Source organism: Chitinophagaceae bacterium (genome assembly GCA_007695095.1).
Lineage (GTDB): Bacteria > Bacteroidota > Bacteroidia > Chitinophagales > REEL01 > REEL01.
The window spans coordinates 33,047-56,734 of record REEL01000112.1; the positions used below are offsets into that span (position 1 = coordinate 33,047).

At 35.3% G+C, this 23,688-nt stretch carries 20 protein-coding genes; 12 read left to right on the forward strand and 8 right to left on the reverse strand.

Going from position 1 to position 23,688, the window contains the following annotated elements; all coding sequences use genetic code 11:
* Positions 1-12 precede the first annotated feature (12 nt).
* Together EA412_07515 and EA412_07520 are read left to right on the forward strand one after the other, a co-directional pair.
* Positions 13-918, forward strand: a complete 906-nt coding sequence (locus EA412_07515) for a hypothetical protein (GenBank protein ID TVR78931.1) — start codon at positions 13-15, stop codon at positions 916-918.
* A 105-nt stretch (positions 919-1,023) separates the two neighbouring features.
* Positions 1,024-1,551, forward strand: coding sequence for a shikimate kinase (locus EA412_07520; GenBank protein TVR78932.1), 528 nt, complete (start codon positions 1,024-1,026; stop codon positions 1,549-1,551).
* Positions 1,552-1,574: 23 nt separating this feature from the next.
* Here the strand turns inward: EA412_07520 and EA412_07525 are convergent, their stop codons facing one another.
* Positions 1,575-2,444, reverse strand: a complete 870-nt coding sequence (locus tag EA412_07525; GenBank protein TVR78933.1) for an RNA polymerase sigma factor RpoD/SigA — start codon at positions 2,442-2,444, stop codon at positions 1,575-1,577.
* 254 nt (positions 2,445-2,698) lie between these two features.
* On the opposite strand from EA412_07525, the gene glpK reads away from it, so the two are divergent.
* Positions 2,699-4,180, forward strand: coding sequence for a glycerol kinase (gene glpK / locus EA412_07530; protein TVR78934.1), 1,482 nt, complete (start codon positions 2,699-2,701; stop codon positions 4,178-4,180).
* Between the two features lie 3 nt (positions 4,181-4,183).
* Here the strand turns inward: glpK and glmS are convergent, their stop codons facing one another.
* From glmS to EA412_07545, 3 genes are read right to left on the reverse strand one after another with little or no spacing between them, the layout of a single operon-like run.
* Positions 4,184-6,022, reverse strand: coding sequence for a glutamine--fructose-6-phosphate transaminase (isomerizing) (gene glmS / locus EA412_07535; GenBank protein ID TVR78935.1), 1,839 nt, complete (start codon positions 6,020-6,022; stop codon positions 4,184-4,186).
* A 1-nt stretch (position 6,023) separates the two neighbouring features.
* A complete protein-coding gene (locus tag EA412_07540) occupies positions 6,024-7,349 on the reverse strand; it encodes a DUF4270 family protein (GenBank protein TVR78936.1) in 1,326 nt (441 codons plus the stop codon).
* Positions 7,350-7,363: 14 nt separating this feature from the next.
* Positions 7,364-8,176: a starch synthase gene (locus tag EA412_07545; GenBank protein TVR78937.1), complete on the reverse strand. Its 813-nt coding sequence runs from the start codon at positions 8,174-8,176 to the stop codon at positions 7,364-7,366.
* A gap of 348 nt (positions 8,177-8,524) precedes the next feature.
* On the opposite strand from EA412_07545, the gene EA412_07550 reads away from it, so the two are divergent.
* From EA412_07550 to EA412_07585, 8 genes are all read left to right on the forward strand, one after another.
* Complete coding sequence (locus tag EA412_07550) at positions 8,525-9,370, forward strand: pantoate--beta-alanine ligase (protein ID TVR78938.1); 846 nt, start codon at positions 8,525-8,527, stop codon at positions 9,368-9,370.
* Positions 9,371-9,380: 10 nt separating this feature from the next.
* The gene (locus EA412_07555) at positions 9,381-9,728 is read left to right on the forward strand and encodes an aspartate 1-decarboxylase (protein TVR78939.1); all 348 of its coding nucleotides are present in this window, start codon (positions 9,381-9,383) and stop codon (positions 9,726-9,728) included.
* Positions 9,729-9,809: 81 nt separating this feature from the next.
* Positions 9,810-10,748: a UPF0104 family protein gene (locus tag EA412_07560; protein TVR78940.1), complete on the forward strand. Its 939-nt coding sequence runs from the start codon at positions 9,810-9,812 to the stop codon at positions 10,746-10,748.
* A gap of 44 nt (positions 10,749-10,792) precedes the next feature.
* The gene (rfaE2, locus tag EA412_07565) at positions 10,793-11,293 is read left to right on the forward strand and encodes a D-glycero-beta-D-manno-heptose 1-phosphate adenylyltransferase (GenBank protein TVR78941.1); all 501 of its coding nucleotides are present in this window, start codon (positions 10,793-10,795) and stop codon (positions 11,291-11,293) included.
* Between the two features lie 35 nt (positions 11,294-11,328).
* Positions 11,329-12,468, forward strand: a complete 1,140-nt coding sequence (locus tag EA412_07570) for an acyl-CoA dehydrogenase (protein ID TVR78942.1) — start codon at positions 11,329-11,331, stop codon at positions 12,466-12,468.
* A gap of 128 nt (positions 12,469-12,596) precedes the next feature.
* Entirely contained in the window at positions 12,597-14,117 is a 1,521-nt protein-coding gene (locus EA412_07575; GenBank protein ID TVR78943.1) for an aldehyde dehydrogenase family protein, read from the forward strand.
* Between the two features lie 21 nt (positions 14,118-14,138).
* On the forward strand, positions 14,139-15,341 hold the full coding sequence (locus EA412_07580; protein TVR78944.1) for an ergothioneine biosynthesis protein EgtB: 1,203 nt from the start codon (positions 14,139-14,141) through the stop codon (positions 15,339-15,341).
* A 9-nt stretch (positions 15,342-15,350) separates the two neighbouring features.
* Positions 15,351-16,304 carry an L-histidine N(alpha)-methyltransferase gene (locus EA412_07585; protein TVR78945.1) on the forward strand — a complete coding sequence of 318 codons (954 nt, stop codon included), beginning with the start codon at positions 15,351-15,353 and terminating at the stop codon, positions 16,302-16,304.
* 5 nt (positions 16,305-16,309) lie between these two features.
* On the opposite strand, the gene EA412_07590 is transcribed toward EA412_07585, so the two are convergent.
* Together EA412_07590 and EA412_07595 are read right to left on the reverse strand one after the other, a co-directional pair.
* Positions 16,310-18,508 (reverse strand): hypothetical protein, encoded by a 2,199-nt coding sequence (locus tag EA412_07590; protein TVR78946.1) that lies wholly within the window; start codon positions 18,506-18,508, stop codon positions 16,310-16,312.
* Positions 18,486-19,754: an NADP-dependent isocitrate dehydrogenase gene (locus EA412_07595; protein TVR78947.1), complete on the reverse strand. Its 1,269-nt coding sequence runs from the start codon at positions 19,752-19,754 to the stop codon at positions 18,486-18,488. The genes EA412_07590 and EA412_07595 overlap by 23 nt, the downstream gene beginning before the upstream one ends.
* A gap of 148 nt (positions 19,755-19,902) precedes the next feature.
* On the opposite strand from EA412_07595, the gene ruvB reads away from it, so the two are divergent.
* A complete protein-coding gene (ruvB, locus tag EA412_07600) occupies positions 19,903-20,943 on the forward strand; it encodes a Holliday junction branch migration DNA helicase RuvB (protein TVR78948.1) in 1,041 nt (346 codons plus the stop codon).
* A 2-nt stretch (positions 20,944-20,945) separates the two neighbouring features.
* Here the strand turns inward: ruvB and EA412_07605 are convergent, their stop codons facing one another.
* Complete coding sequence (locus EA412_07605) at positions 20,946-21,560, reverse strand: PorT family protein (GenBank protein TVR78949.1); 615 nt, start codon at positions 21,558-21,560, stop codon at positions 20,946-20,948.
* A gap of 72 nt (positions 21,561-21,632) precedes the next feature.
* Positions 21,633-23,381 (reverse strand): T9SS C-terminal target domain-containing protein, encoded by a 1,749-nt coding sequence (locus tag EA412_07610; protein TVR78950.1) that lies wholly within the window; start codon positions 23,379-23,381, stop codon positions 21,633-21,635.
* Positions 23,382-23,688: the final 307 nt, after the last annotated feature.

Consider the following 23,688-nt stretch of genomic DNA (forward strand, 5'->3'; position numbering starts at 1 on the left):
TTAAAACTTCAGATGAAAAAAATCTATCTTTTAGCTCTATTATCTCTTATTTTCTCTTTTACTGTTCTTCTGGGCTCTATTCAGGATTCTTTTTTTCCTAATTTTTTAATAAAGAGTGAATCTTACGATTATAAATTTATAGAAAAAGTTGACTTTAAAGACAATTGGAAGCCGTTGACCGGACAATTGTCCAGAGATGGTCTGCATATGTATATTTGTGCATTAGATAATCAGGGCTCTCATCGTTTAGTACAAATGAAGAGAAGTTCAAATTTTGGTAGATTTTCAGGAATGAAATTGATAAACGGCCAGATAAACGAGCGTTTCAATCCACTAATGGCTACTGTAAATTATGACAATAATCAAATAGTTTTTGTCCATAGCGCTACCAATAGAGAAGCTGATAACAGATTGTATTTGGCTTCCAGAACAAATCCACTGCAATCATTTAATGATATCAGACCGCTGAATGAATTACATAGTTCGGGATATGCTTTCAAATATCCATGGATTTCAGCAGATGGACTCAGGTTGTATTATACCATTCAGTCAGGTAGTTTTCTTGAGCTTCGCTATGCAGAGAGAAATTCGACGAGAGATAATTTTTTAGAAAGAGGACCGGTAGTTGATGGTTTTGATAAAATCAGTAACAATTTGAGTGCTCAGCTAAGTGGGGATGAGAAAGAAATATTCGTTCTTTCCGGTCAGAATCTGTATTATAGCGTTAGAGAAGATATGGAAAAACCATTCCCCACTCCTTTGAAAATTGATGAATTTGAAGTGGAGGGTTATGTAAACTCAATCACTTTTACTAACGATTTCGATCAAATGATTGCTTTTTATGCAAATACAGACTTTGATTTGGAAGTACTCCATTTTAAAAATATTTCTGAAACTCAAATCAGTTCAGTAGAGTAGAATAGTGTCGAGCACGTAGGTTTTAATATGTGTAGCTACAAATTTTGAAGTTTAAAATTTCCTGTTTTGCTACGTCAGTCATAGATTTGTAATTCAAGTATTTGTATGTCTGAAAGAAAAAAAATTATTTTAATTGGTATGCCTTCCATAGGTAAAAGCTATTGGGGTAAACAAATTGCAGAGGCATATAATCTGAAGTTTATTGATTTGGATGCTGAAATTGAGAAGATAAGCGGTTTGAAGATTTCCGATATGTTTGAAAGTTTTGGTGAAGATTATTTTAGAGATAAGGAACATAAGATACTTAAAGTGATTTTGTTACAAAGTGAAAAGGCAGTGATAGCAACGGGTGGGGGAACGCCTTGTTTTTTTAACAATCTGGATTTGATGAAGGATTCCGGCTTGGTTGTTTATTTAAAAGCAGATATTGACTTTATTTATCAAAATTTGGAAAAAGCCGGACAGGCTAAGCGGCCTCTTCTTTCAAGCCCGGATTCTGAAAGTGATGGAATTCAAAAGCTTCATGATTTATTTGAACAACGAAGAGGTTTTTATGAAAAGGCAGATTTACAGATAGACGTAACAGAAAAAACCCTCAGCCAAATAATAAAAATCATTTCTGCTGAGGGCTAAAAAATTGAGCGGTCAATTAAATTTTAATGGCCTAAATATGTTTTTAAGGCTTTGGTATTTCCGCTTCTTCTTAATTTTTCAATCGCTTTGTCTTTGATTTGGCGAACTCTTTCACGGGTAAGACCCATTCTCGCACCAATGTCTTCAAGACTCATTGGATGAGCAACACCAATACCAAAATACAATTTGATAACTTCTTTTTGTTTGTCAGACAATACAGATAAAGTTCTTTCTGTTTCAACCCTTAGTGAATCACCATAACTCACTTTTTCATCGGTAGAGCCACCTTCTTTATCAGACAAGACATCTAAAAGCGATGAGCTCTCGTCTTCCTGAAACGGTGCATCTACTGAAACGTGGTTTCCGGATGAACTCATTAAGTTATTCACCTCTTCAACAGTAATGTCAAGCATTTTAGCTATCTCTTCAGCAGAAGGTTCACGTTCAAACTTTTGTTCCAATTCGGCGAAAGCCTTATGAACTTTAGAAAGAGCTCCGATTTTGTTAAGAGGTAAACGAACCATTCTGCTTTGTTCTGCAAGTGCCTGCATAATAGATTGACGAATCCACCATACTGCATAAGAAATAAACTTAAAACCTTTTGTTTCGTCAAAACGTTGTGCTGCTTTTACTAAGCCTAAGTTTCCTTCATTGATTAAATCATTCAATGAAAGGTTTCTGTTTTGATATTGTTTTGCTACGGAAACAACAAATCTTAAGTTTGCGCTAACTAATCTTTCCAAAGCAATCTGATCGCCTTGTTTAATTCTTTTAGCTAACTCTACTTCTTCCTCGGGTGTGATTAAATCGACTTTAGCGATTTCTTGCAAATACTTTTCAATTGACTGACTTTCTCTGTTCGTAATTGATTGGGTAATTTTTAACTGTCTCATGTTTTTTATTAGATGAAAAAAATAATCTTTCAGATATTAACTGCAAATTAACATCCGCGTTAAATAAAATCCACTTTATTTTATAAAATAATTAAAATTTTGGTTTAAAATTAACCAACTGATTGATTTGGGGATATTGAAATTTGTATTTTTAACGCACACAGAATTAGAAACTTATATTTCATGATTTTAGTTTCCTAACCGGCATGTTTTTTTAAAAAAATTATTTTTGTGAATCAAAAAAAGACTTAATTATGTCTAAATATATCTTATCAATAGATCAGGGAACGACTAGCTCCAGAGCTATTTTGTTTAACACATCAGGAGAAATCGTAAAAGTAGCTCAAAAAGAGTTTACGCAATTTTATCCTAAAACAGGATGGGTAGAGCATGATGCCATGGAAATATGGCAAACGCAGCTTGATGTTATTCTTCAGGTACTTAGGGAAAGCAAAATCGCATCTAAAGACATTCTTACCATAGGAATTACGAATCAGAGGGAGACTGTAGTTGTCTGGGATAAACATAGTGGAAAGCCGGTTTACAATGCCATAGTGTGGCAGGATAAGCGTACCGGTCAAAGATGTAATGAAATTAAAAAGAGTGGTTACTCTAAAGATATTTTTTTAAAAACAGGCTTAGTGACAGATTCTTATTTTTCTGCAACCAAGATTGAATGGATTTTACAACAAAATCCTGCATATGCAAAAATGGCTGAAAAAGGTCAGCTGCTAACAGGAACAATAGACAGTTGGCTGATTTGGAATTTAACCGGAGGTGCAGCACATTTAACGGATTTTTCCAATGCATCCAGAACGATGTTGTTCAATATTAATACCTTAAAATGGGATCGGGAATTGCTTGAGTATTTTAATATTCCTGAAAAAATGCTGCCTCTTGTGAAAGAAAGCTCTGACAATTTCGGGCAAACATTGCCGGGACTTACCGGTGGGGTTTCCATTCCTATTAACGGTGTCGCCGGAGATCAGCAATCTGCATTGTTTGGGCAGGCTTGCCTGAAAAAGGGCATGGGAAAAAACACCTATGGTACCGGCTGTTTTTTGCTTATGAATACCGGTAAAAAGCCTATTTTTTCTAAAAACGGCTTGCTGACTACTATAGCCTGGAAATTAGACGGTAAAGTTACTTATGCCCTTGAAGGGAGCGTATTTATTACAGGCGCGGCTGTTCAATGGCTGAGAGATGGCCTTAAGATTATTTCAAATGCTGAAGAAACGGAATCGATTGCTAATTCGGTTGAGGATACAAAGGAAGTCTTTTTTGTGCCTGCATTTTCCGGTTTGGGAGCTCCTTACTGGGATATGGATGCAAAAGGAGCAATAATCGGACTTACAAGGGGAGTGGAAGATGCGCATATAGTTAGAGCAACGCTTGAAGCTATAGCATATCAGACTAAAGATGTGGTTTCAATTATGGAAAAAGAATCAGGAATAGCTTTGAAAAGCCTCAGAGTTGACGGCGGTTCATCTGCCAATAATTTTTTGATGCAGTTTCAGTCAGACATGTTAAATGCAGTAGTAGAAAGACCTGAAAACATTGAAATAACAGCTTATGGAGCAGCTTTGTTAGCACTAATGTATGTTGACAGAAATGCTTTTGATAAGCTGATTAAAGAAAGTAAAAATATGAATAAGTTTCATCCCCAAATGAGTAGTGAAAAAAGAGAAAAACTCTATTCAGGCTGGAAAAAAGCATTATCCCGAATCAGGGGGTAAATTTTATTCTACTGTAACTGATTTTGCCAGATTTCTTGGCTGATCAACATTACATCCTCTCATTACCGCAATATGGTATGAAAGAAGCTGTAAAGGAATCACGCTCAATAATGGCGATAAAGGTTCTTCAGTTTCCGGAATTTCTATGGTGAAATCAGCTAAATCTTTGATAATGGTATCCCCTTCAGAAACTATAGCTATAACTCTTCCTTTTCTGGCTTTTACTTCCTGAATATTACTTAAAATCTTGTCATAAGCACTTTTGTTCGTAGCTAAGAAAACGACTGGCATTTCCTCATCTATTAGCGCAATAGGGCCGTGTTTCATTTCAGCAGCAGGATAACCCTCAGCATGTATGTAAGAAATTTCTTTTAATTTTAAGGCACCTTCCAAAGCAACCGGGAAATTATAACCTCTACCCAGATATAAAAAGTTTGTAGAGTCTTTAAAAATTTCTGAAATGTATTTTATTTGATCATTGGTTTTTAAAACCTCTGAAATCTTTTGAGGAATTTTATCCAGCGCATTGATTATCTGCTGAAATCTGGATTCAGATAATGTGCCTTTACTTTGAGCTATTGAAAGAGCCAGTAATGTAAGTAAAGTTACCTGAGCTGTAAATGCTTTTGTTGAAGCAACACCAATTTCGGGACCGGCATGCGTATAGGATCCGGCATCTGTTAATCTTGAAATACTTGAACCAACTACATTGCAAATACCCAATATAGTAGCACCTTTACTTTTTGCCAATTCCAGAGCAGCCAAAGTATCAGCTGTTTCTCCGGATTGAGAAATGGCTAAAACTATATCGTTTTCAGTGATAACAGGATTTCTGTAACGGAATTCTGAAGCGTATTCAACTTCTACATTAACTCTTGCTAAATCTTCTAAAAGGTATTCACCAACTATGCCGGCATGCCATGAAGTTCCGCAGCCAATTATTATAATTCTTTTTGAATTTGCCAGTTTTTGTTTGTAATCAACTAAACCACCCAGGGCAACTATCCCTTTGTTTAAAAGCAATCTTCCTCTGAGGCTGTCTCTGATTGAGCTCGGTTGTTCATAAATTTCTTTTAACATAAAATGCTCATAACCGCCTTTCTCAAGCATTTCCAACTGCATTTCTAATTTTTGAACATAGGGTGTTTTTGCTTTATTTTGCACAGTCTTAATAGACATGTCGCCGTTTCTGTTGACATAAACAATCTCCTCATCATTCAGATAAACTACTTTTTTTGTAAACTCAATGATTGGGGTTGCATCTGATGCAATAAAAAATTCTTTTTCTCCAATACCAATTACCAGAGGGCTGCCTTTTTTTGCAGCAATCAACATATCAGGATTGTCTTCGGATAGTATTACAATGGCATAAGCACCAATAACTTGATTTAGAGCAACTCTTACAGCTTCTCGCAAATCCAGGTTTTCATTTAGTTTGATATCCTCGATAAGGTGAATCAAAACTTCAGTATCTGTTTGTGTTGAGAATTTATGCCCCCGATTTATTAATTCTTCCTTGAGTACAGCATAATTTTCTATAATACCATTGTGGATAATTGCCAGGCTCCCGGATTGAGACAAATGTGGGTGAGCATTTATATCGTTAGGTTCACCGTGAGTTGCCCAGCGAGTATGCCCGATACCTATAGTGCCTCTTATGTCACTACTTTTTGTAAACTCTTCCAGTTCGGTTACTTTTCCAACACATTTATATACATTAAGTTGGTCTTTTAATAAAGCTATACCTGCACTGTCATATCCTCTGTATTCCAACCTTTTTAGGCCTTTTATTAAAATTGGATATGCTTCTCTTTCACCTATATAAGCTACTATTCCACACATGTTAATCTATATTTGTATAAGTAATTTTTAAGCGTATTGCACTTGAAAACTCAGATCCTCCTCCCACTAATGCTCTGTTAGCCGTTCTTTCACCCGGAAAATTAAATAAATACAAGTATTTTTCATGAGTTTCAAGGTTATCTTTACGTAAAAGTTCCTGAATGTGTCTGCCTACGTTAAACCGATAAATTATTTTATTTACGCCATCAACCTCTGTTTCTTCTTTAAATCCTCCAAAGTAATCAACACTAAGGAATTGATCTAAAATGAAATCATTGCTGCCATCCTCATTTACTGCATTTAAAGACATTCTGTCCGGTGCGGTATATAAAGAGTCAAGTCCAAGAGGGTCAGATTTTAGTTCTACAATTAGTTCTGCTCTGTTAACAGCCTTGCCCTTTAATTCTCCTAAATGTGGAAATTTCAACATTCCAACAGTTCCTGTCAATGGTTTTAAAAATAGAACTGAATCATTTTGCCCTTCCACACTTTCTTGAATAAAATCATTTATCACAGCATTTTGAAAGTTATGCTTATGGTTATTTACCTTAACTGATTCATTTGAAATTTGAAGTTCGAATGTCTCAGGTTCATTATTACTGTCTCTGTAATAAAACACAACTTTTGAAAAAGGTGATACCAGATTTATGTAATAAATAGCGCTGTTTACTGTATTTGAGTCGGCTGATATGTGTATGCCGTTTAGAAAGTTTAAAAAGTTTGTATTACCTGTCATGTTAGATGTCCCTGACTGACTTAGGATATTATTTCCGAAGCTCTGACTAAGAGGAATTCTAATATGAGGAGGTTTAAGCTCTCCATTAATACTGATACTGTCTTCAAAATTGATAATGGTATTTTCCAACATCCCGATTTCTGTAGATCCGGTACTGAAAGTTTTATTTGAAAAATATTCTTCTCCGGATAGCATAGATTCAGTCATCTCTTTAACTACAAAGGTGGAAGGCGCAGATATATCTCCATAAGCACCGGTTACTCTAAGCATTAATACAACAGAATCAAGCGAGAGGTTATTACCAATGTCAACATTGTTAAAAGGTAGTCTTAAATGCGTGTAAATCGAAGAATTTGTACTTCCGAAAACATTTTCATCTATCCTTCCAAGAGTATAAGAAGATAGATTGTCTGTTCTTAGGGGATTCGATTTTACAGTTGTTGCATTAATCGTTAAGGTATCAGTAAGATTGAACTTTAAATTTTCATCATCACCCAATAAGCTATCATCTTCAATTATTGTTTTTTTACAAGAAAATAACAATATTAAACACAGCATCGGTAGTAGTCGATGCAAATAAGTAAGATTCATAGAATTTAAAATAGTTAAACTTTTAACAAAGATTCATAAAATTCGGGACATGCTTCAATCAAAGCTTCATCTTCACGGTAATCTAATGTTGGTTTGTTATGCTTTTTCAGCAAACTGGTAACATCATTATGTAAAGAAGGCGAACCAAGAATTACTCCGTCAGAGTATTGAATAGCCCCGCAATTTAACGCAGAACAATCTGCATTCTTATATAAGTTCAACGCATTTACATCAATTGAATCGGAAACCGGCGCTTTCAGTAAGAAAGATTCATTTAATTTTTCTGAAAAATCATTATCATAAAGAGAGTAAACGACCTTACTATTCATAAAAATCGGGTCATTTTTATAGGCTGTTTTCAAATAAAGAGGGAGTATACTTGTCATCCATCCGTGAAGGTGAACGATGTCCGGAGCCCATCCAAATTTTTTAACGGTTTCCAACACACCTTTGCAGAAAAAAATCATTCTTTCGGCATTATCAGGGTGGAAATTCTTTTCTTCGTCCCTAAAAACCGTTTTTCTTTTAAAAAAGTCTTCATTGTCTAAAAAGTAAACCTGCATTCTTGTACCCGGCATACTAGCTACTTTTATCATCAAAGGGTAGTCATCATCTGCCATGACTATATTGATACCGGATAAACGAACAACTTCGTGGAGTCTGTGTCTTCTTTCATTAATAGTTCCGAATCTTGGCATTAAAACTCTTATTTCCATTCCTGCGTCTTGCATGTGCTGTGGAAGAGCTCTTGCAACATTTGCAATTTTAGTCAAACTTAGATAAGGATTCATTTCTTGTGTTACGAAAAGAACGCGATTTTTTTCCATACTTTAACTTTGTGTTAGAAATACTGAAATTCAAAATAAATTCCAAATACAAAAATAGTAAAAAAAAAGGAGAAATAAAAGAAATTGTTTTGAACAAATCGAAACCTCTATCTTTTAAATTGCTATAATACAGAAAAATACAAATACACTAAAATAATTATATAATACAGTTACTAAAAATAAAATAATTATTTTAAAAAATTAGTTTCAAGTCTATTTTTAATCTTAAAATATTGATTTACTACTAGTTGTATTGTTTTTGCTTGAAGTATTGTCTAATTTAGCCTTTTATGTAAAGATTAAAATAGTTTAATTTTGAGCACACTTTGCTAAAATTCAAGCAGATATATGCAGGTTATAAAAAAATCAGATAGATTAATAGAAATATGTCGTTTTTATACAAATCAAAAAATGACTATTGGATTTGTTCCAACTATGGGAGCGTTACATCAGGGTCATTTGTCGTTAGTTCAGGAAGCTCAAAAACTTAGTGACATAGTTGTGACAAGTATTTTTGTAAACCCTGCTCAGTTTAATAATTCTGATGATTTAAAAAATTATCCGAGAACTATTTCAAATGACTTGATTTTACTTGAAAAAGTAGGTTGTAATATAGTTTTTATACCGGATGTGGAAGAGGTTTATCCATCTGATTTAACATTTCCGGAGTTTGATTTGGCACATTTAGATAAAATAATGGAGGGATCTTACCGTCCGGGTCACTTTGAAGGTGTAGCTAAGGTTGTTTATCGTTTTTTAGATTTACTAAAGCCTCACAAACTTTTTTTAGGTCAAAAAGATTACCAGCAAGTCAAAGTTATTGAATCTTTAATTAATCAAACTACTTTACAGACAAAAGTTTATATGTGTCCAACGGTTAGAAATTCTAACGGTTTAGCGAAAAGTTCCAGAAATACCAGACTTTCTGAAAGTGAGAAAGTTAATGCTTCTTATATATATGAGGCACTAAAAGCTTTAATTGAAAGTTTAGAATACGAGCCTTTGAATGTTTCTGAAAAAAAAGCTATACAGTTGATAGAGGAGAAGACAGCCGGTGAGGTTGAGTATCTGGAAGTTTATGATTTGGAACTAAAAAATAAAATGATTGATTATAAACCCGGAAAACAAGCTATTGTTTGTGTAGCTGTTAAAGTTGGAGATGTCAGGTTGATAGATAATCTCATTATTTCGTAATTTTGCATTTATGATGATTGAAGTATTTAAATCAAAAATTCACAGAGCTACTGTAACTCAGTGTGAACTGCACTATGTTGGAAGTATTACCATTGATGAAGAGTTAATGGATGCTGCTCATTTAATAGAGAACGAGAAAGTACAAGTGGTTAATATTAACAACGGGGAACGTTTTGAGACTTATGTGATAAAAGGTGAAAAAGGCAGTGGTGTTATAGGCTTAAATGGAGCTGCTGCAAGATTAGCCTGCAAGGGAGATTTGGTAATTATAATTTCTTACGCTTTAATGGAAATCGAAGAAGCGAAAAAATTTAAACCCTCAGCTGTTTTTCCCGATGAGGATAACCGTTTAAGTTAAGACCAGCCAGCCTTGAAAAAAAATCTATATACATTTCTACGTATTTCATTCTTTTTAGGGATAGCAGCACTTCTGATTTGGTTGGCTTTGAGACCGATGGATGAATCGGATTATCAAAAGATAAGAGATTCCTTTGTTCAGGCCAATTACTTTTGGGTTTTAGTCTGCATAATTCTGGGTGTTTTCAGTCACGTCAGCAGGACTATCAGATGGCAAATCCTTTTGGAACCTTTAGGAAAGAAAGTTGGCTTTTGGAATACCTTTGCAGCTATAATGATAAGCTATGTTGCTAATCTTGCATTGCCCAGGCTGGGAGAAGTTGTGAGATGTACTATTTTAAAAAAATACGAAGATATTCCTGTTAACAAATCTTTGGGTACTGTAGTTGCTGAAAGAGTAGCTGATACGGCAACTCTTTTTATTTTATTTTGCATAGTATTAATCACACAGTTTAGCTTGTTAAGCAACTATGCCACTCAAAAAGTATTTATTCCTTTAAGTGAGAAGTTCGGAAATTTAACCGGAAATTTTTCTTTTTGGTTAATTGTATTTGCAGGTTTGATTATAACTTTTCTGGTAGGTATATATATTCACAGTAAGCGAAAAAGTAAGTTTGGAAACAAGGTTAAAATGATCTTAGTTGGTTTTTGGGAGGGTATTCAGTCCTTTAAAAAAATGAAAAAACCCGGATTATTTCTTTTTCATTCTGTACTTATCTGGGCCTTATATATAGCTTCAGTTTTAATTGCTTTTCAGGCACTTGAAGAATTATCATCTTTTGGGCTTATGCCTGCTTTAGCTTCTTTAGTATTTGGAACTTTTGGAATTATTGCAGCACCCGGTGGAATAGGGGCTTACCCTGTCTTGGTAATGGAAACTCTCCATCTTTATGGCTTATCTTCGGCTTCCGGTTTTGCTTTTGGTTGGATATTATGGACAGCACAAACAGTAAGTATTTTAGTTTTAGGATTAATATCTTTTTTATATTTGCCATTGATAAATCGCAAAATCGTTAAATAAGCTTTAACTATTCCTGCTTTTTTTTGTTCATTAAAAAAATAAACATGCCTAAAATTGATTTTGTAAAAAGCAAGATTGCCGATGCGGATGCATTAATGAGACTAATAAATGTTTGGCGATTTCAATCTAATAAAATTGTATTTACTAATGGCTGTTTTGATTTGTTACATAAAGGTCATTTACATTTACTTTTAAATGCAACAAATTCTGATGAAAAATTGATTGTTGCCATTAATTCAGATAAGTCGGTTCGCAAATTAAAAGGCTCAAGCCGGCCAATAATGGATGAAGAAAGCAGACTGTTATTGGTTGCCTCATTATCTTACGTGGATGCAGTGATATTATTTGAAGAAGATACTCCCTTAGAGTTAATAAAACTTATCAAACCGGATTTTATAGTCAAAGGTGGAGACTATAAGGAAGAAGACGTTGTTGGTGCCGATTTTATAAAGGAATATAATGGTGAGGTCAGAATAATTGATTTACTGGAAGGGTTTGCTACATCCAGTATTGAAGAAAAAATTAGAAATGCTTCAGAATCTTGAGAAACCTATTAATTTTGAAATAAAAAAAAAGAGAAATGAATTTTCAACTACAGGAAGAACACTTTATGATACAAAAAGCTGCCAGAGACTTTGCTCAAAATGAGTTGAAGCAGGGAGCTATAGAAAGAGATGAGAAAATGGAATTCCCCGATTCACTAAAGAGAAGAATGGGTGAATTGGGTTTTATGGGCATGATGGTAGATCCCAAATATAACGGAGGTGGTATGGATACCATTTCTTATGTTTTGGCGATGGAAGAGATTTCTAAAGTGGACAACTCAGCATCTGTTATGATGTCTGTTAACAACTCCCTTGTTTGCTGGGGTATAGAAACTTTTGGAACAGAAGAGCAAAAGGAAAAATATCTTAAACGTTTAGCAACCGGAGAAATAATCGGAGCATTCTGCCTTTCTGAGCCTGAGGCAGGTTCAGACGCAACTCAGCAATCTACTGAGGCTATTTTGAATGGAGATCATTATGTATTAAATGGTACAAAAAATTGGATTACAAACGGGAGTACAGCTTCTGTATATTTAGTAATTGCCCAAAGTGACAGAGGATTAAAGCATAAAGGTATAAATGCCTTTATAGTGGAAAAAAATTGGGATGGCGTAACGGTTAATCCAAAGGAAAATAAAATGGGAATCAGGGCATCTGATACGCACTCAATAAACTTTTCTGATGTAAAAGTACCGGTTGAAAATCGCATCGGCGAAGACGGTTTCGGTTTTAAATTTGCCATGAAAACTCTTTCCGGAGGTCGTATCGGAATTGCGGCACAAGCTTTAGGTATCGCATCAGGAGCTATGGAATTAAGTATAGCTTACTCCAAAGAGAGAAAAGCTTTTGGAACCGAAATTGCTAATCATCAGGCTATACAGTTTAAACTGGCAGATATGGCTACTGAGGTTGAGATTTCGCGTTTGCTTTGTTTAAAAGCTGCCTGGCTGAAAGACAATGGAGAAGATTATACTACAGCCAGCGCTATGGCTAAGGTTTTTGCTTCTGAAACAGCTATGAAAGTTTCTACTGAAGCAGTCCAGGTACATGGCGGTTATGGCTATGTGAAAGAATATCATGTGGAAAGATTAATGCGTGATGCAAAAATTACGCAAATTTATGAAGGCACTTCCGAGGTACAAAGAATTGTAATTTCAAGGGCTCTTCTAAAATAATCTAAAAAGTTTTTATAATTTGTAAGCCACCTTTAAAGGGTGGCTTTTTTTTGCTTAATTTTAGAAAAAATTCAATAAATAATCTGTCCGGAATGATTTTATGCCGGAAAATGAAAAATTAATAAAATATGGATACAACATTTTTAAAAAAACTGAATCTTGAGGAAAGTAATAAAGGAACTTCAACCGGTTCTGATTGGTATGACAGTAAGGATTATATAAGTTCTTTCTCGCCGGCAGACGGAAAATTGATTGGTAAAGTAGGAATTACTTCTAATGAACAATATAATGAAGTAGTTGCAGCCGGTCAAACAGCCTTTGAGAAATGGAGATTGATGCCGGCTCCTCAGAGAGGAGAAATCGTCAGACAGATTGGAAATGTTTTACGTGAAAACAAACATGAACTGGGCAGTTTGGTCAGTTATGAAATGGGTAAAATTTACCAGGAAGGTCTTGGCGAAGTACAGGAAATGATTGATATATGTGATTTTGCCGTTGGTTTATCCAGACAACTTTACGGATTCACTATGCATTCTGAAAGACCGGTTCACAGGATGTATGAACAATGGCATCCACTTGGAATAACAGGTATTATTACTGCCTTTAACTTTCCGGTAGCCGTTTGGGCATGGAATGCAATGATTGCGATGGTTTGTGGCAATACAGTTATTTGGAAACCCTCTGAGAAAACACCCTTATGCGCTGTTGTTATCCAAAAATTGATGAAAGAGGTACTTAAGAAAAATGATTTAGATGAAGGTATTATAAATCTGGTAAATGGAGATTATAAAGTAGGAGAGTGGTTGACAAAAGACCCGAGGGTTGCTTTAATTTCTGCTACAGGCTCAATCCGTATGGGTAAAATTGTAGCACAGACTGTTGGTGAGAGGTTAGGCAAGACAATACTTGAGCTGGGAGGAAATAATGCATTAATTATTTCAGATAAATCAAACAGAGATTTGGCATTAATGGCAGTGTTATTCGGTGCTGTTGGAACTGCCGGACAAAGATGCACTTCAACCAGAAGAGTCTTTATACAGGAGGATGTATATGACAGCTTTTTAGAAAAATTGATAAAAGCTTACAAACAATTGAGAATAGGTCACCCTTTAGATGAGAAAACTCATGTAGGTCCTTTAATTGATAAAGATGCCGTTAATCAATTTTTGAAAGCACAAAAAACTTTAAAATCAGAAGGTGGGAAAATATTATATGGTGGTGAGTTAGCTGAAAATGCTCACGATGGGTTTTATGTAACACCTTGTATAGCAGAAGCACAAAATCATTTTGAAATTGTTCAGGAAGAAACTTTTGCTCCGATTTTATACATTATGAAGTACAAAAAACTCGAGGAAGCTATACAAATGCAGAATGGAGTTAAGCAAGGCCTTTCATCAGCTATCTTCACGGATAATTTACAAGAAGCCGAAACCTTTCTATCTCACGCCGGTTCTGACTGTGGAATTGCCAATGTGAACATTGGAACTTCCGGAGCTGAAATTGGTGGAGCATTTGGTGGAGAAAAAGAAACAGGTGGAGGAAGAGAAGCCGGTTCTGATGCATGGAAAGCATATATGCGCCGACAAACAAATACCATCAATTATTCTAAAAATTTACCACTTGCTCAGGGAATAAAATTTGATATTTAAGAACGTATAGAAGTGAAACCTATGTCTTTTCAATACCCGGAAGAAAAGTTAATTAAATTGCTAACAGAAAGAGTTCTAAAGGTCAGAAATGATACTATAGAAATTTGCCGCCCTCTAAAAACTGAGGATTATGTCTTACAGGTAAGCGATTTTGCCAGTCCGGCAAAATGGCATTTGGGTCATACAAGCTGGTTTTTTGAAACTTTTATCCTCAAAGAATTTTATCCTGAATATAAAGAGTTTGACAGCAAATTTGGATTTGTCTTTAACAGCTATTATTTGTCTGCCGGTGAAAAAGTAGCCCGTGATAAAAGGGGAAATATAAGCAGACCTACTGTTAAAGAAGTCTATGAATACAGAGATTACGTGGATAAACATTTATTGAAACTTACCGAGTTTCAAATTGATGACAGCAATTTGAAAAGACTTAAATATTTGCTGGAAATTGGATTAAACCATGAGCAGCAGCATCAGGAATTACTTTATATGGATATTAAGTATTCTTTTTTCTATAATCCGCTAAAACCGGTATTCGACTCCAAATCAAAAGTTGATGAGCCGGATTTTAATAATGAAGAAGTTGTTGAGTGGATAAGTATGGAAGAAGGGGTTTATGATATCGGACATTCAGGCAATCAATTTTGTTATGATAATGAGTTGGAGAAGCATAAAGTTTATCTAAATGATTTTCAAATATCTTCTGCTTTGGTGACCAATAAGGACTTTGCTGAGTTTATAAGTGAGGGAGGGTATAAAAATTTTGTTCACTGGCACGATGAAGGGTGGAAATGGGTACAGGAAAATAATATTGAAGCACCTCTCTATTGGATAAAGGAGAGAAATGGTTGGTTTCAATTTACATTACAAGGTATTCATCCCATTTTGCCAAATGATAAACTAAAGCATATTTCTTACTATGAGGCATCTGCATTTGCTTCATGGAAAGGATTAAGGTTGCCTACTGAGTTTGAATGGGAAGCCGCTTCCGGCAAATTTAAAAAAGGAAGTCATTGGGAATGGACAAATAGTGCTTATCTACCTTATCCCGGCTTCAAAATTGCCAAAGGTGCACTGGGGGAATATAATGGTAAGTTTATGATTAATCAAATGGTTTTGAGAGGTGCCTCAAAGTTTACTCCTGAAGGACACTCACGTGATACGTACAGAAATTTTTTTCACCCTTATCTTTCCTGGCAAATGAGTGGAATCCGCCTGGCTAAATAATTGCATGTCATGAATAAAAAAAATAAAGATAGTTTTAAGCAGGGAATCCTGGAAGGATTAACATCTCAGCCGAGATATTTCAATTCAAAGTATTTTTATGATAAATCAGGAGATATACTCTTTCAGCAAATTATGAATTTGCCTGAATACTACCTGACTAATTGTGAATCAGAAATCTTAAAAAAACAAAGTAAGGAAATCGTTTCTAACATAGATGCACCTGACGGAAAGGTAAATATCATTGAACTAGGTGCCGGAGACGGAGCAAAGACTCAATATTTATTAGATGCATTTATAAAATCCGATTTGAAACCGGTTTTTATCCCTATTGATATTTCAAATAATGCTATAGATTTTATAACAAAACGTATGGAATCGAAATTTCCTGATCTTGAAATGAATCCGCAGGTGGGTGAGTATTTTGAAGGTTTAAATAGATTGACAGAGATAGAGGGGACTAAATTGATTTTATTTTTAGGTGGAAATATCGGTAATTTTAGTGCGGAGGTTAACAACAAATTCTTAAAAAAAATAAATTCCTTTATTGAAAAAGGAGACTACTTATTTACAGGATTTGACCTTGTGAAAAACCCCTGGTTGATTTATAATGCTTATAATGATTCTAAAGGAATTACAAGAGAATTTAATTTAAATTTGTTAAAAAGGTTGAACCGAGAGTTACAGGCAAATTTTATAGTTGAAAACTTTGACCATTACCCGGTATATGATCCTATTGAAAAAACAGCTAAAAGTTTTTTAGTGAGTCTGACAGACCAAAATGTTTACATTAAAGAATATGATGAAACATTTTATTTTTATACCGGAGAGACTATTTTTACAGAGGTTTCCAGGAAATTCAATTTACAGGATATATCTGTAATGGCTAAAAAATCAAAATTCAGGGAAGTGAAAAACTTTTTTGATTCGAAATCTTATTTCTGTGATGCTCTTTGGAAGAAGTGATTCTATTAATTTGTTTCAATTTTCCCGTTATCTTCAAAAGACCAGATAGCACCGGGTTGTAAAATTACTTCTGCACTTGGTTCAATGATGAGTTTTCCGTTGTTTTTAACCAGAACTTCAGAAAATTTACCGAAAGTAATATTCCCTCTTATTATCATTTTGGCATTATCTTCAATGATGATTTTTGCATAATCCTGAACTTCAGCTGATGAATGTTCGCTGATAATAAACTCTGAATCATCTCTTATGTGCAAACGGCTGTCATCTTTGAATGCACAATAAGCATCTTCGGTAAGTTGCAGAAATGTGGGACTGCTAAAAACCTTTTGATAGTTAAAACTGTCCGGTTCAACAGGACGGGTAGGAGTAAATCCTCTTTCCAGAGAAATTCTGTCAAAATTATGAGCAATAAGACTATCATGAAGTAAAATCGGCCCGCACCATCTTACATTTTCATTTAAAAAAGTATTGTTAAAGATGATTCTGATTAAAACCTCACTTCCTTTACTCTGATTGTTTTCTATAACATCTTTTACTTCTACTTTTATGCCGTTTAAATGTATATGTCTGTTATCAAAAGTTCGGGCTGTATTTCGGGGTAGACCTCTTCTGGGCATTTCGTATGTAAGAATAGGTGAAGAAGAGGGATTGCTTCCCATGCTGATTACTCTTCCATTTTGAAAGGTGTCCCAGTCATTTCCAAATATAGTATACTGTCTGTATCTAAATTTAGACTCATCAACTTCAGTTCCATCTATATAGACCTTTTGAGCAAGAAAATGATCTTCACCTCTGATTACATTCATTCCTTCCTGTGGAAGTGCGTATTCTTTAGACATATTATATCCCGTCAATGGGTTTTGTTTCCAGGTGTCGATTGAAAGAATACTTTCTTCATTTTGAAAATCTATATCGAAATTGCCTTTAGCATTTAGAAACCATATGTAATTATTGGCTTCATCAAAAGTTTTTAGATTTTCTTTGCCGATTTGCAGGTATGCATATATTCCTTTGGAAGAGCTCCCACCATGGTCAACAACCCGGTCTACTATTTGTCTGTTTTCTAACCAAAGAAATTGCCTGTCAACTGTTGAATCAACCTTTTGAAGGTGGGGTAATTCAATTCTTAAAGCATCTCCGTAAGTGACAAAGTCTCTTAATAAAATTTCTATAGTATCTTGTTCAGGGTAATTGTCTAATGTAAAATCAGTATTTACTGAAGTCCTGTTTTCCGGGTTTAAACCGCTGACCGGAGATGAGTGTTCTGCTTCATTTACCCATCCTAAACGGTATCTGTCATAAGCATTAAAGCTGCCTGATATGGAAGCATGGCTACTCAATATTCCATAACCTCCGGGAATTGGTAAAACTTTTCTGTTACCTGCTCCGCCTTGAGTATGGAAATTATTTCCTCCGACTAAAGCATGTGCAAACTCGTGGCGTATAATTCTGAGACCATTATTTCTGGAGCTGACAAAGCGGGACATAGAGACAAAGCCTTTCATTTCTTTCAAAGGTAATTTCCTGGCCCATAAACTGATACTCCCACTATTATCAGAACGACTGATAGTAGGATTTTTTCTCCATATAATCATTGCCAGATCTATCATGCCATCGGGAGCAAATTCTTTTTGTATTCCTTTTACATTTCTGTCTGTGGCCGTTATTTTGTCAAAAGCATTACTATTTAAACTAAAACCATTTGCAGTAATTATATCATCACCCGGAAGGTTTTGCAGAAATCTGATAACATCATCGTCCCGGGTTTGACCTTTGCTGTAATCTAAGGTGACAATGGTATCTATGTAATCGCCTAAAACAAAGTAGTTTCCAAATGATGCCTGATAAAAGTACCGGGTCAAAAAACCGGCATTTTCAGTAGTATCAGCAAATGGAGAAAGATAAACATCCGGATTTGACGGTAATTGTCCTTTTGGCCAATTGGGATTACCTCTTAAGTCACCATCATAGTTATCAAGTTCTGCATAAATGAGTAAAATTCTGAGCGTATCTTGTACCGGCAGCCAATATCCGTTATGAGCATGAGTGTTTTGACTATTTGCTTTATTTAAAAACAAAATTAAAAAGCAAAGCAAAAAAAAGATGGTGCGGTTCATAATTAAAAATATAAAAAAAGGGTTGCTTTTGGGCAACCCTTTGTAAAATATTATGAAATAATTATTACATATTTTTGATGATCTCATCACCAAATTCACTGCATTTTTTTAGTTCGGCGCCTTCCATCAAGCGGTGAAAGTCATAAGTAACTTTTTTAGAAGCAATTGCTCCGGAAAGTCCTTTCTGAATCAATTCTCCGGCTTCGTCCCAACCTAAGTATTCCATCATCATTGCCGCACTTAAAATAACTGAACTCGGATTTACTTTATCCTGATTCGCATATTTAGGAGCTGTTCCATGTGTAGCTTCAAAAATAGCGTGGCCGGTTTGATAATTAATATTTGCACCGGGAGCGATTCCTATTCCACCAACAGAAGCTGCAAGAGCATCAGAAACGTAATCTCCATTTAAGTTTAGTGTAGCAATAACATCGTATTCTTTTGGTCGTAACTGTATTTGCTGTAAAAAAGCATCTGCGATAGAATCTTTTATAATTATTTTTCCTTCAGACTCTGCTTTGCTTTGTGCATTATTTGCAGCAGCTTCACCTTCTGCATCCTTAATCCTGTCATATTGAGCCCAGGTAAATACTTTATCACCATATTCGCGTTCAGCCAGTTCATAACCCCAGCTTTTGAAAGCTCCCTCGGTGAATTTCATGATGTTGCCTTTGTGTACGAGTGTTACGCTCTTTCTTCCTTTTAAAATTGCATAGTTAATTGCTGATCTGATTAAGCGCTCACTTCCTTCAATTGAAACCGGTTTTACACCAATGGATGAGGTTTCAGGAAAGCGAATTTGATTAACGCCCATCTCATCCTGAAAGAATTTAATCACTTTTTTTACTTCCGGAGTTCCTGCCATCCACTCAATGCCAGCGTAAATATCTTCCGTATTTTCTCTGAAAATTACCATATCTATCCAACCCGGATTGATCATAGGAGAAGGAACGCCTTCAAACCATCTTACCGGTCTGATGCAAGCGTACAAATCTAATTGCTGTCTTAATGCGACATTTAGTGAGCGTATTCCGCCACCAACCGGTGTGGTTAAAGGACCTTTGATAGCCACTAAATATTCTTTAATAGAATCTAATGTTTCATCCGGCAACCAGCTTCCGCTTTGTTTGAAAGCCTTTTCTCCTGCTAAAACTTCTTTCCATTCAATCTTTTTTTCGCCGTTGTAAGCTTTATTTACTGCGGCATCAATCACTTTTTTGGAGGATGCCCAAATATCAGGACCTGTTCCATCTCCTTCAATAAATGGAATAATCGGATTAGAAGGAACGTTTAATATTCCGTCTTTAATGGTAATTTTAGAAGCTTGAGACATGTTAAATTTTATTTTGTTGTTAGAATTGTGTGCAAATTTAAGATTAATTAAAGAATTTTTTGACTGCACACTCTAAAATATCTTCACTTATAAAATTAAGTTGCCTGCTTTCAAACTTTTTAGTATAATTTTGTCATAAATCAATTTCATGCGTGATCAAATTACAGATGCTGAAAAAAATAACCTGGATCCACAGGAAAAAGAATTTGAAAATGTTTTGCGACCCGATCAGCTTGATGAATTCAGGGGGCAGGGGCAAATAATTGATAATATTAAAATTTTTATCGCTGCTGCCAAACAAAGAGCTGAAGCTTTAGACCATGTGCTTTTGCATGGCCCTCCGGGTTTAGGTAAAACTACTTTATCACATATAATTTCTAATGAACTGGGCGTAGGAATTAAGATTACTTCCGGTCCGGTACTTGAAAAACCGGGTGATTTAGCCGGCTTACTTACAGGATTAGAGAACAGAGATGTTTTATTTATTGATGAAATTCATCGTTTGAGTCCGGTAGTTGAAGAGTATTTATATGCGGCAATGGAAGATTATAAGATTGATATTATGATTGAGTCCGGTCCTAGTGCGCGATCGGTACAAATTCAAATCAATCCTTTTACTCTAGTAGGAGCAACCACTCGTTCCGGTTTATTGACAGCTCCTTTGCGCTCTCGTTTTGGTATTACCTGCCGTCTGGAATATTATAGTGCAGATGTTTTAAAAAGAATAATTATTCGTTCTTCTAAAATTTTAAAAACACCTATTGAAGATGCCGGAGCCGAAGAAATTGCCAGAAGAAGCAGAGGTACTCCAAGAATTGCAAACTTATTGCTGAAAAGAGTTCGCGATTTTGCTCAAATAAAAGGAAATGGAACCATAGATAAGGAAATTGCTCAGATTGCCCTTACAGCTTTAAATGTAGATGAAAATGGTTTGGATCAGATGGATAATAAGATTTTAGTCTCCATTATTGATAAGTTTGCCGGTGGACCGGTAGGTATCACAACTATTGCTACAGCTGTAGGTGAAGAAGCTGGGACGCTGGAAGAGGTTTATGAACCCTATTTAATCATGGAAGGCTATCTCCAAAGAACTCCAAGGGGAAGAACCGCTACTCCAAAAGCATATAAGCATCTTGGAAAAAAAATACCCGGCAAACCGGGATCTCTGTTTGATGATGAACTGCTTTGAGTTTAAAGAAAATAAAAGACTCTCAAAGAAAATAAGTTATTGAATTGTATACTTCTCCAGAAATCTTGTTGAGAAGGTGGTGCCGGCCTAACCGGAATTATTGAATAGGCAAAGCGTAGTTGTGCCCCAAAATCTTCTGTAAATAAAAAACCTGCACTCGCAAGTGCATTTAAGTCAAATCTGGAATAAGGTGTCGATTCAACTTCATGAACCGGAAAATCATTTATTATCTCCCGATACCGGACTTGTGCATTAACTGATAATCCTGCACCTAAGAGAACCCTTTCAAAGTCATGGTATTGAAAAACAACAGGCACATCAATGTAATCCAATTGAAGAAAATAAGATTTGTCCGGAGCTGTGTTTTCCAATGTGCTTTTTGCACCTTTTTGTGAATATGCAATGTCAATATTCAGGGAGAATTTTTCACTTAGGTTTATCATAGAAGTAATTCCGCCATTAAAGCCAAACTTATTATACCCTCTTATTCGGTCACCATCTACCTGGCTGGCATTAAAACCGGCTACAAAACCTGCCCTGAAAATGCTGTTATTATCAGTAAAGGCAGAGTTTGAAAATGATATGAATAGGATGAATATTATTAGGTTTTTAAACATAGTGGAATGGACTGCTTTAAAATTAAATCAGTTAAATAAGATTTAATATACAAAGAAAGGAATCGAAAAATATTATTCAGCAATTAACTTTTTTAAGTAAAACTCTCCGTTTTGTTTGTCGGTAATTTTTAAAATATAAACTCCAGCTGACATATTAGAAACATCCAGTACGGTATTTTCTCCACTAAGATGTTTATTAAACAAAGTTTGTCCGGTCAGATTAAACCATTCCACAAGATAATCACTTCCTTGCAAACCACTAATTGAAATATGATTTGTAAATGGATTGGGAAAAACGTTTAAATTTTTAAAAGAAGAAAATTCAGATATACCGGTAGGAGTATTCGTTGTTCCGGGAGTCGGCTCGCTAAAAAATACCCATGTTGGACCACCATCCGGTAATCGTCCCTGAGAGATATCTGTTGCTTGCGGACCAAAAGTTAGTGTATCTATTGGAGTGAGACCATCCGGTGCATAAATTCCAACTTGCTCACCCCCGGCAGAAAGCCTGAAATTTGTATGTAATGGACCTCTTGATACATCTCCACTTGCCCAAATTAATAAAAAACCACCGGCCGGAATAATTGTTTCCTGAATTCCTATTGGAAGCTGATGCATATCCGGCTCACTTAGGTCATCAGTTAAATAAAATCCACCGATATTCACAGCCGTATCTTCAGCATTATAAATTTCTATCCAGTCTTCATATTCGCCTGTCACATCAGCTATTGTATTGTTGTTAGATGCCATAAACTCATTAACAAAGAGATTAGGAAATGTAGTAACAGAGAATGACTGTCCGTTTAAAGTTATTTGAACCGGAGTAGCAGATGCACTTTCAATAAGCAGAACTTCAGAATGAGTACCGGAACTTACAGGTGAGTATCTTACAAAAATATCAAGGGGACCGACAGAACCTGCTGTTTCGTCTAAAACAAGTGAATTTGAGTAAGGGCCACCGGCATTTTCACTAATTTCAAAAGGAGCATTGACCGTTAAATTTACATTATCTGTTAATAAAGTACCGCTAACACTTATGGTTGACGGGTCAGAAGGTGTTCCTGCTTCTGTATTGAATGTAGGTACACTTAATGGTAATGCAGTTATAGATGGTCCGCTAAGGCTTTGTGAGTTTACCTGAATTTGGTTTATACCAATTCTTGGTCTGGCTCCTCCGTCATTTGCGGCTTCCTGATAGTAAAACCATCTTAATTCAACTGTTGGAAAGTTTTCAGCATCACCCGGTAAGGTAACATTGAAGTTTTCCGTATCTCCATCATTCTTTCCACTACTTGTATAAATCACAGGAGTGCTTAAATCCTGCCAGCTTCCTGAAGCACCTAATCTATATTGAAACCTTAGATGATATTCTCTGGGTGTTGGTGTACCTAAGCCTTGTTGATCCAAAAAAACTTCAAAACTTACTTCTATATTTTCCCTGTCTGTAGTGTTTAACGCTAAAACTGCTGCACCCAAATTTTGTCCGGTAACAGCATTTCCACAATCTGAAGGATCCTGAGCTGTATTTGTGTTTATGAAAACAAAACCATTTGCACCTAAACCAATAATTCTGGATCTGTTTTTTAAATTATATACACATGCCCAATCTGAGTCCGGCTCGTCAGTAAATCCGGGATTAGAGACATTTAAAAACTGATGAAAAATCATATTTGCAGGATAGGTGCCGGCAAAAGCCAGTGAATCCCAAAATGTAAAGTTGTAGCTGCCGGTAGATAAATCAAATGGGGTAGGGCTGCTTTGTGAAAAAGATGAAGAATTTATAGTAAAAGCCAATACAAATAATAAAATTAGTTTTTTCATAGGTGTAGTTTAATCAGAGTGAGAATGTTTTATTTAGTTTGATTTAAGCAACAAAATTAATGTAATTATCATTGGTATTCAAAAATACTATTTTATGTGAATGTTAACTACTCATTAAAAAAATAAAATTGTTGAATTATAAAAGTAGTTTTGCATTTCAAATCAAAATTGATAGATAATCTGATGAAAGAGTACCTTGAACTGTTTAGGAAAAATAAAGAAGTTTTAGCCTTTGGAATTTTATTGACGTTTTTCAGCAGTTTCGGTCAAACTTTCCTGCTTAGTCTCTATTTGCCTTCTCTAAAGG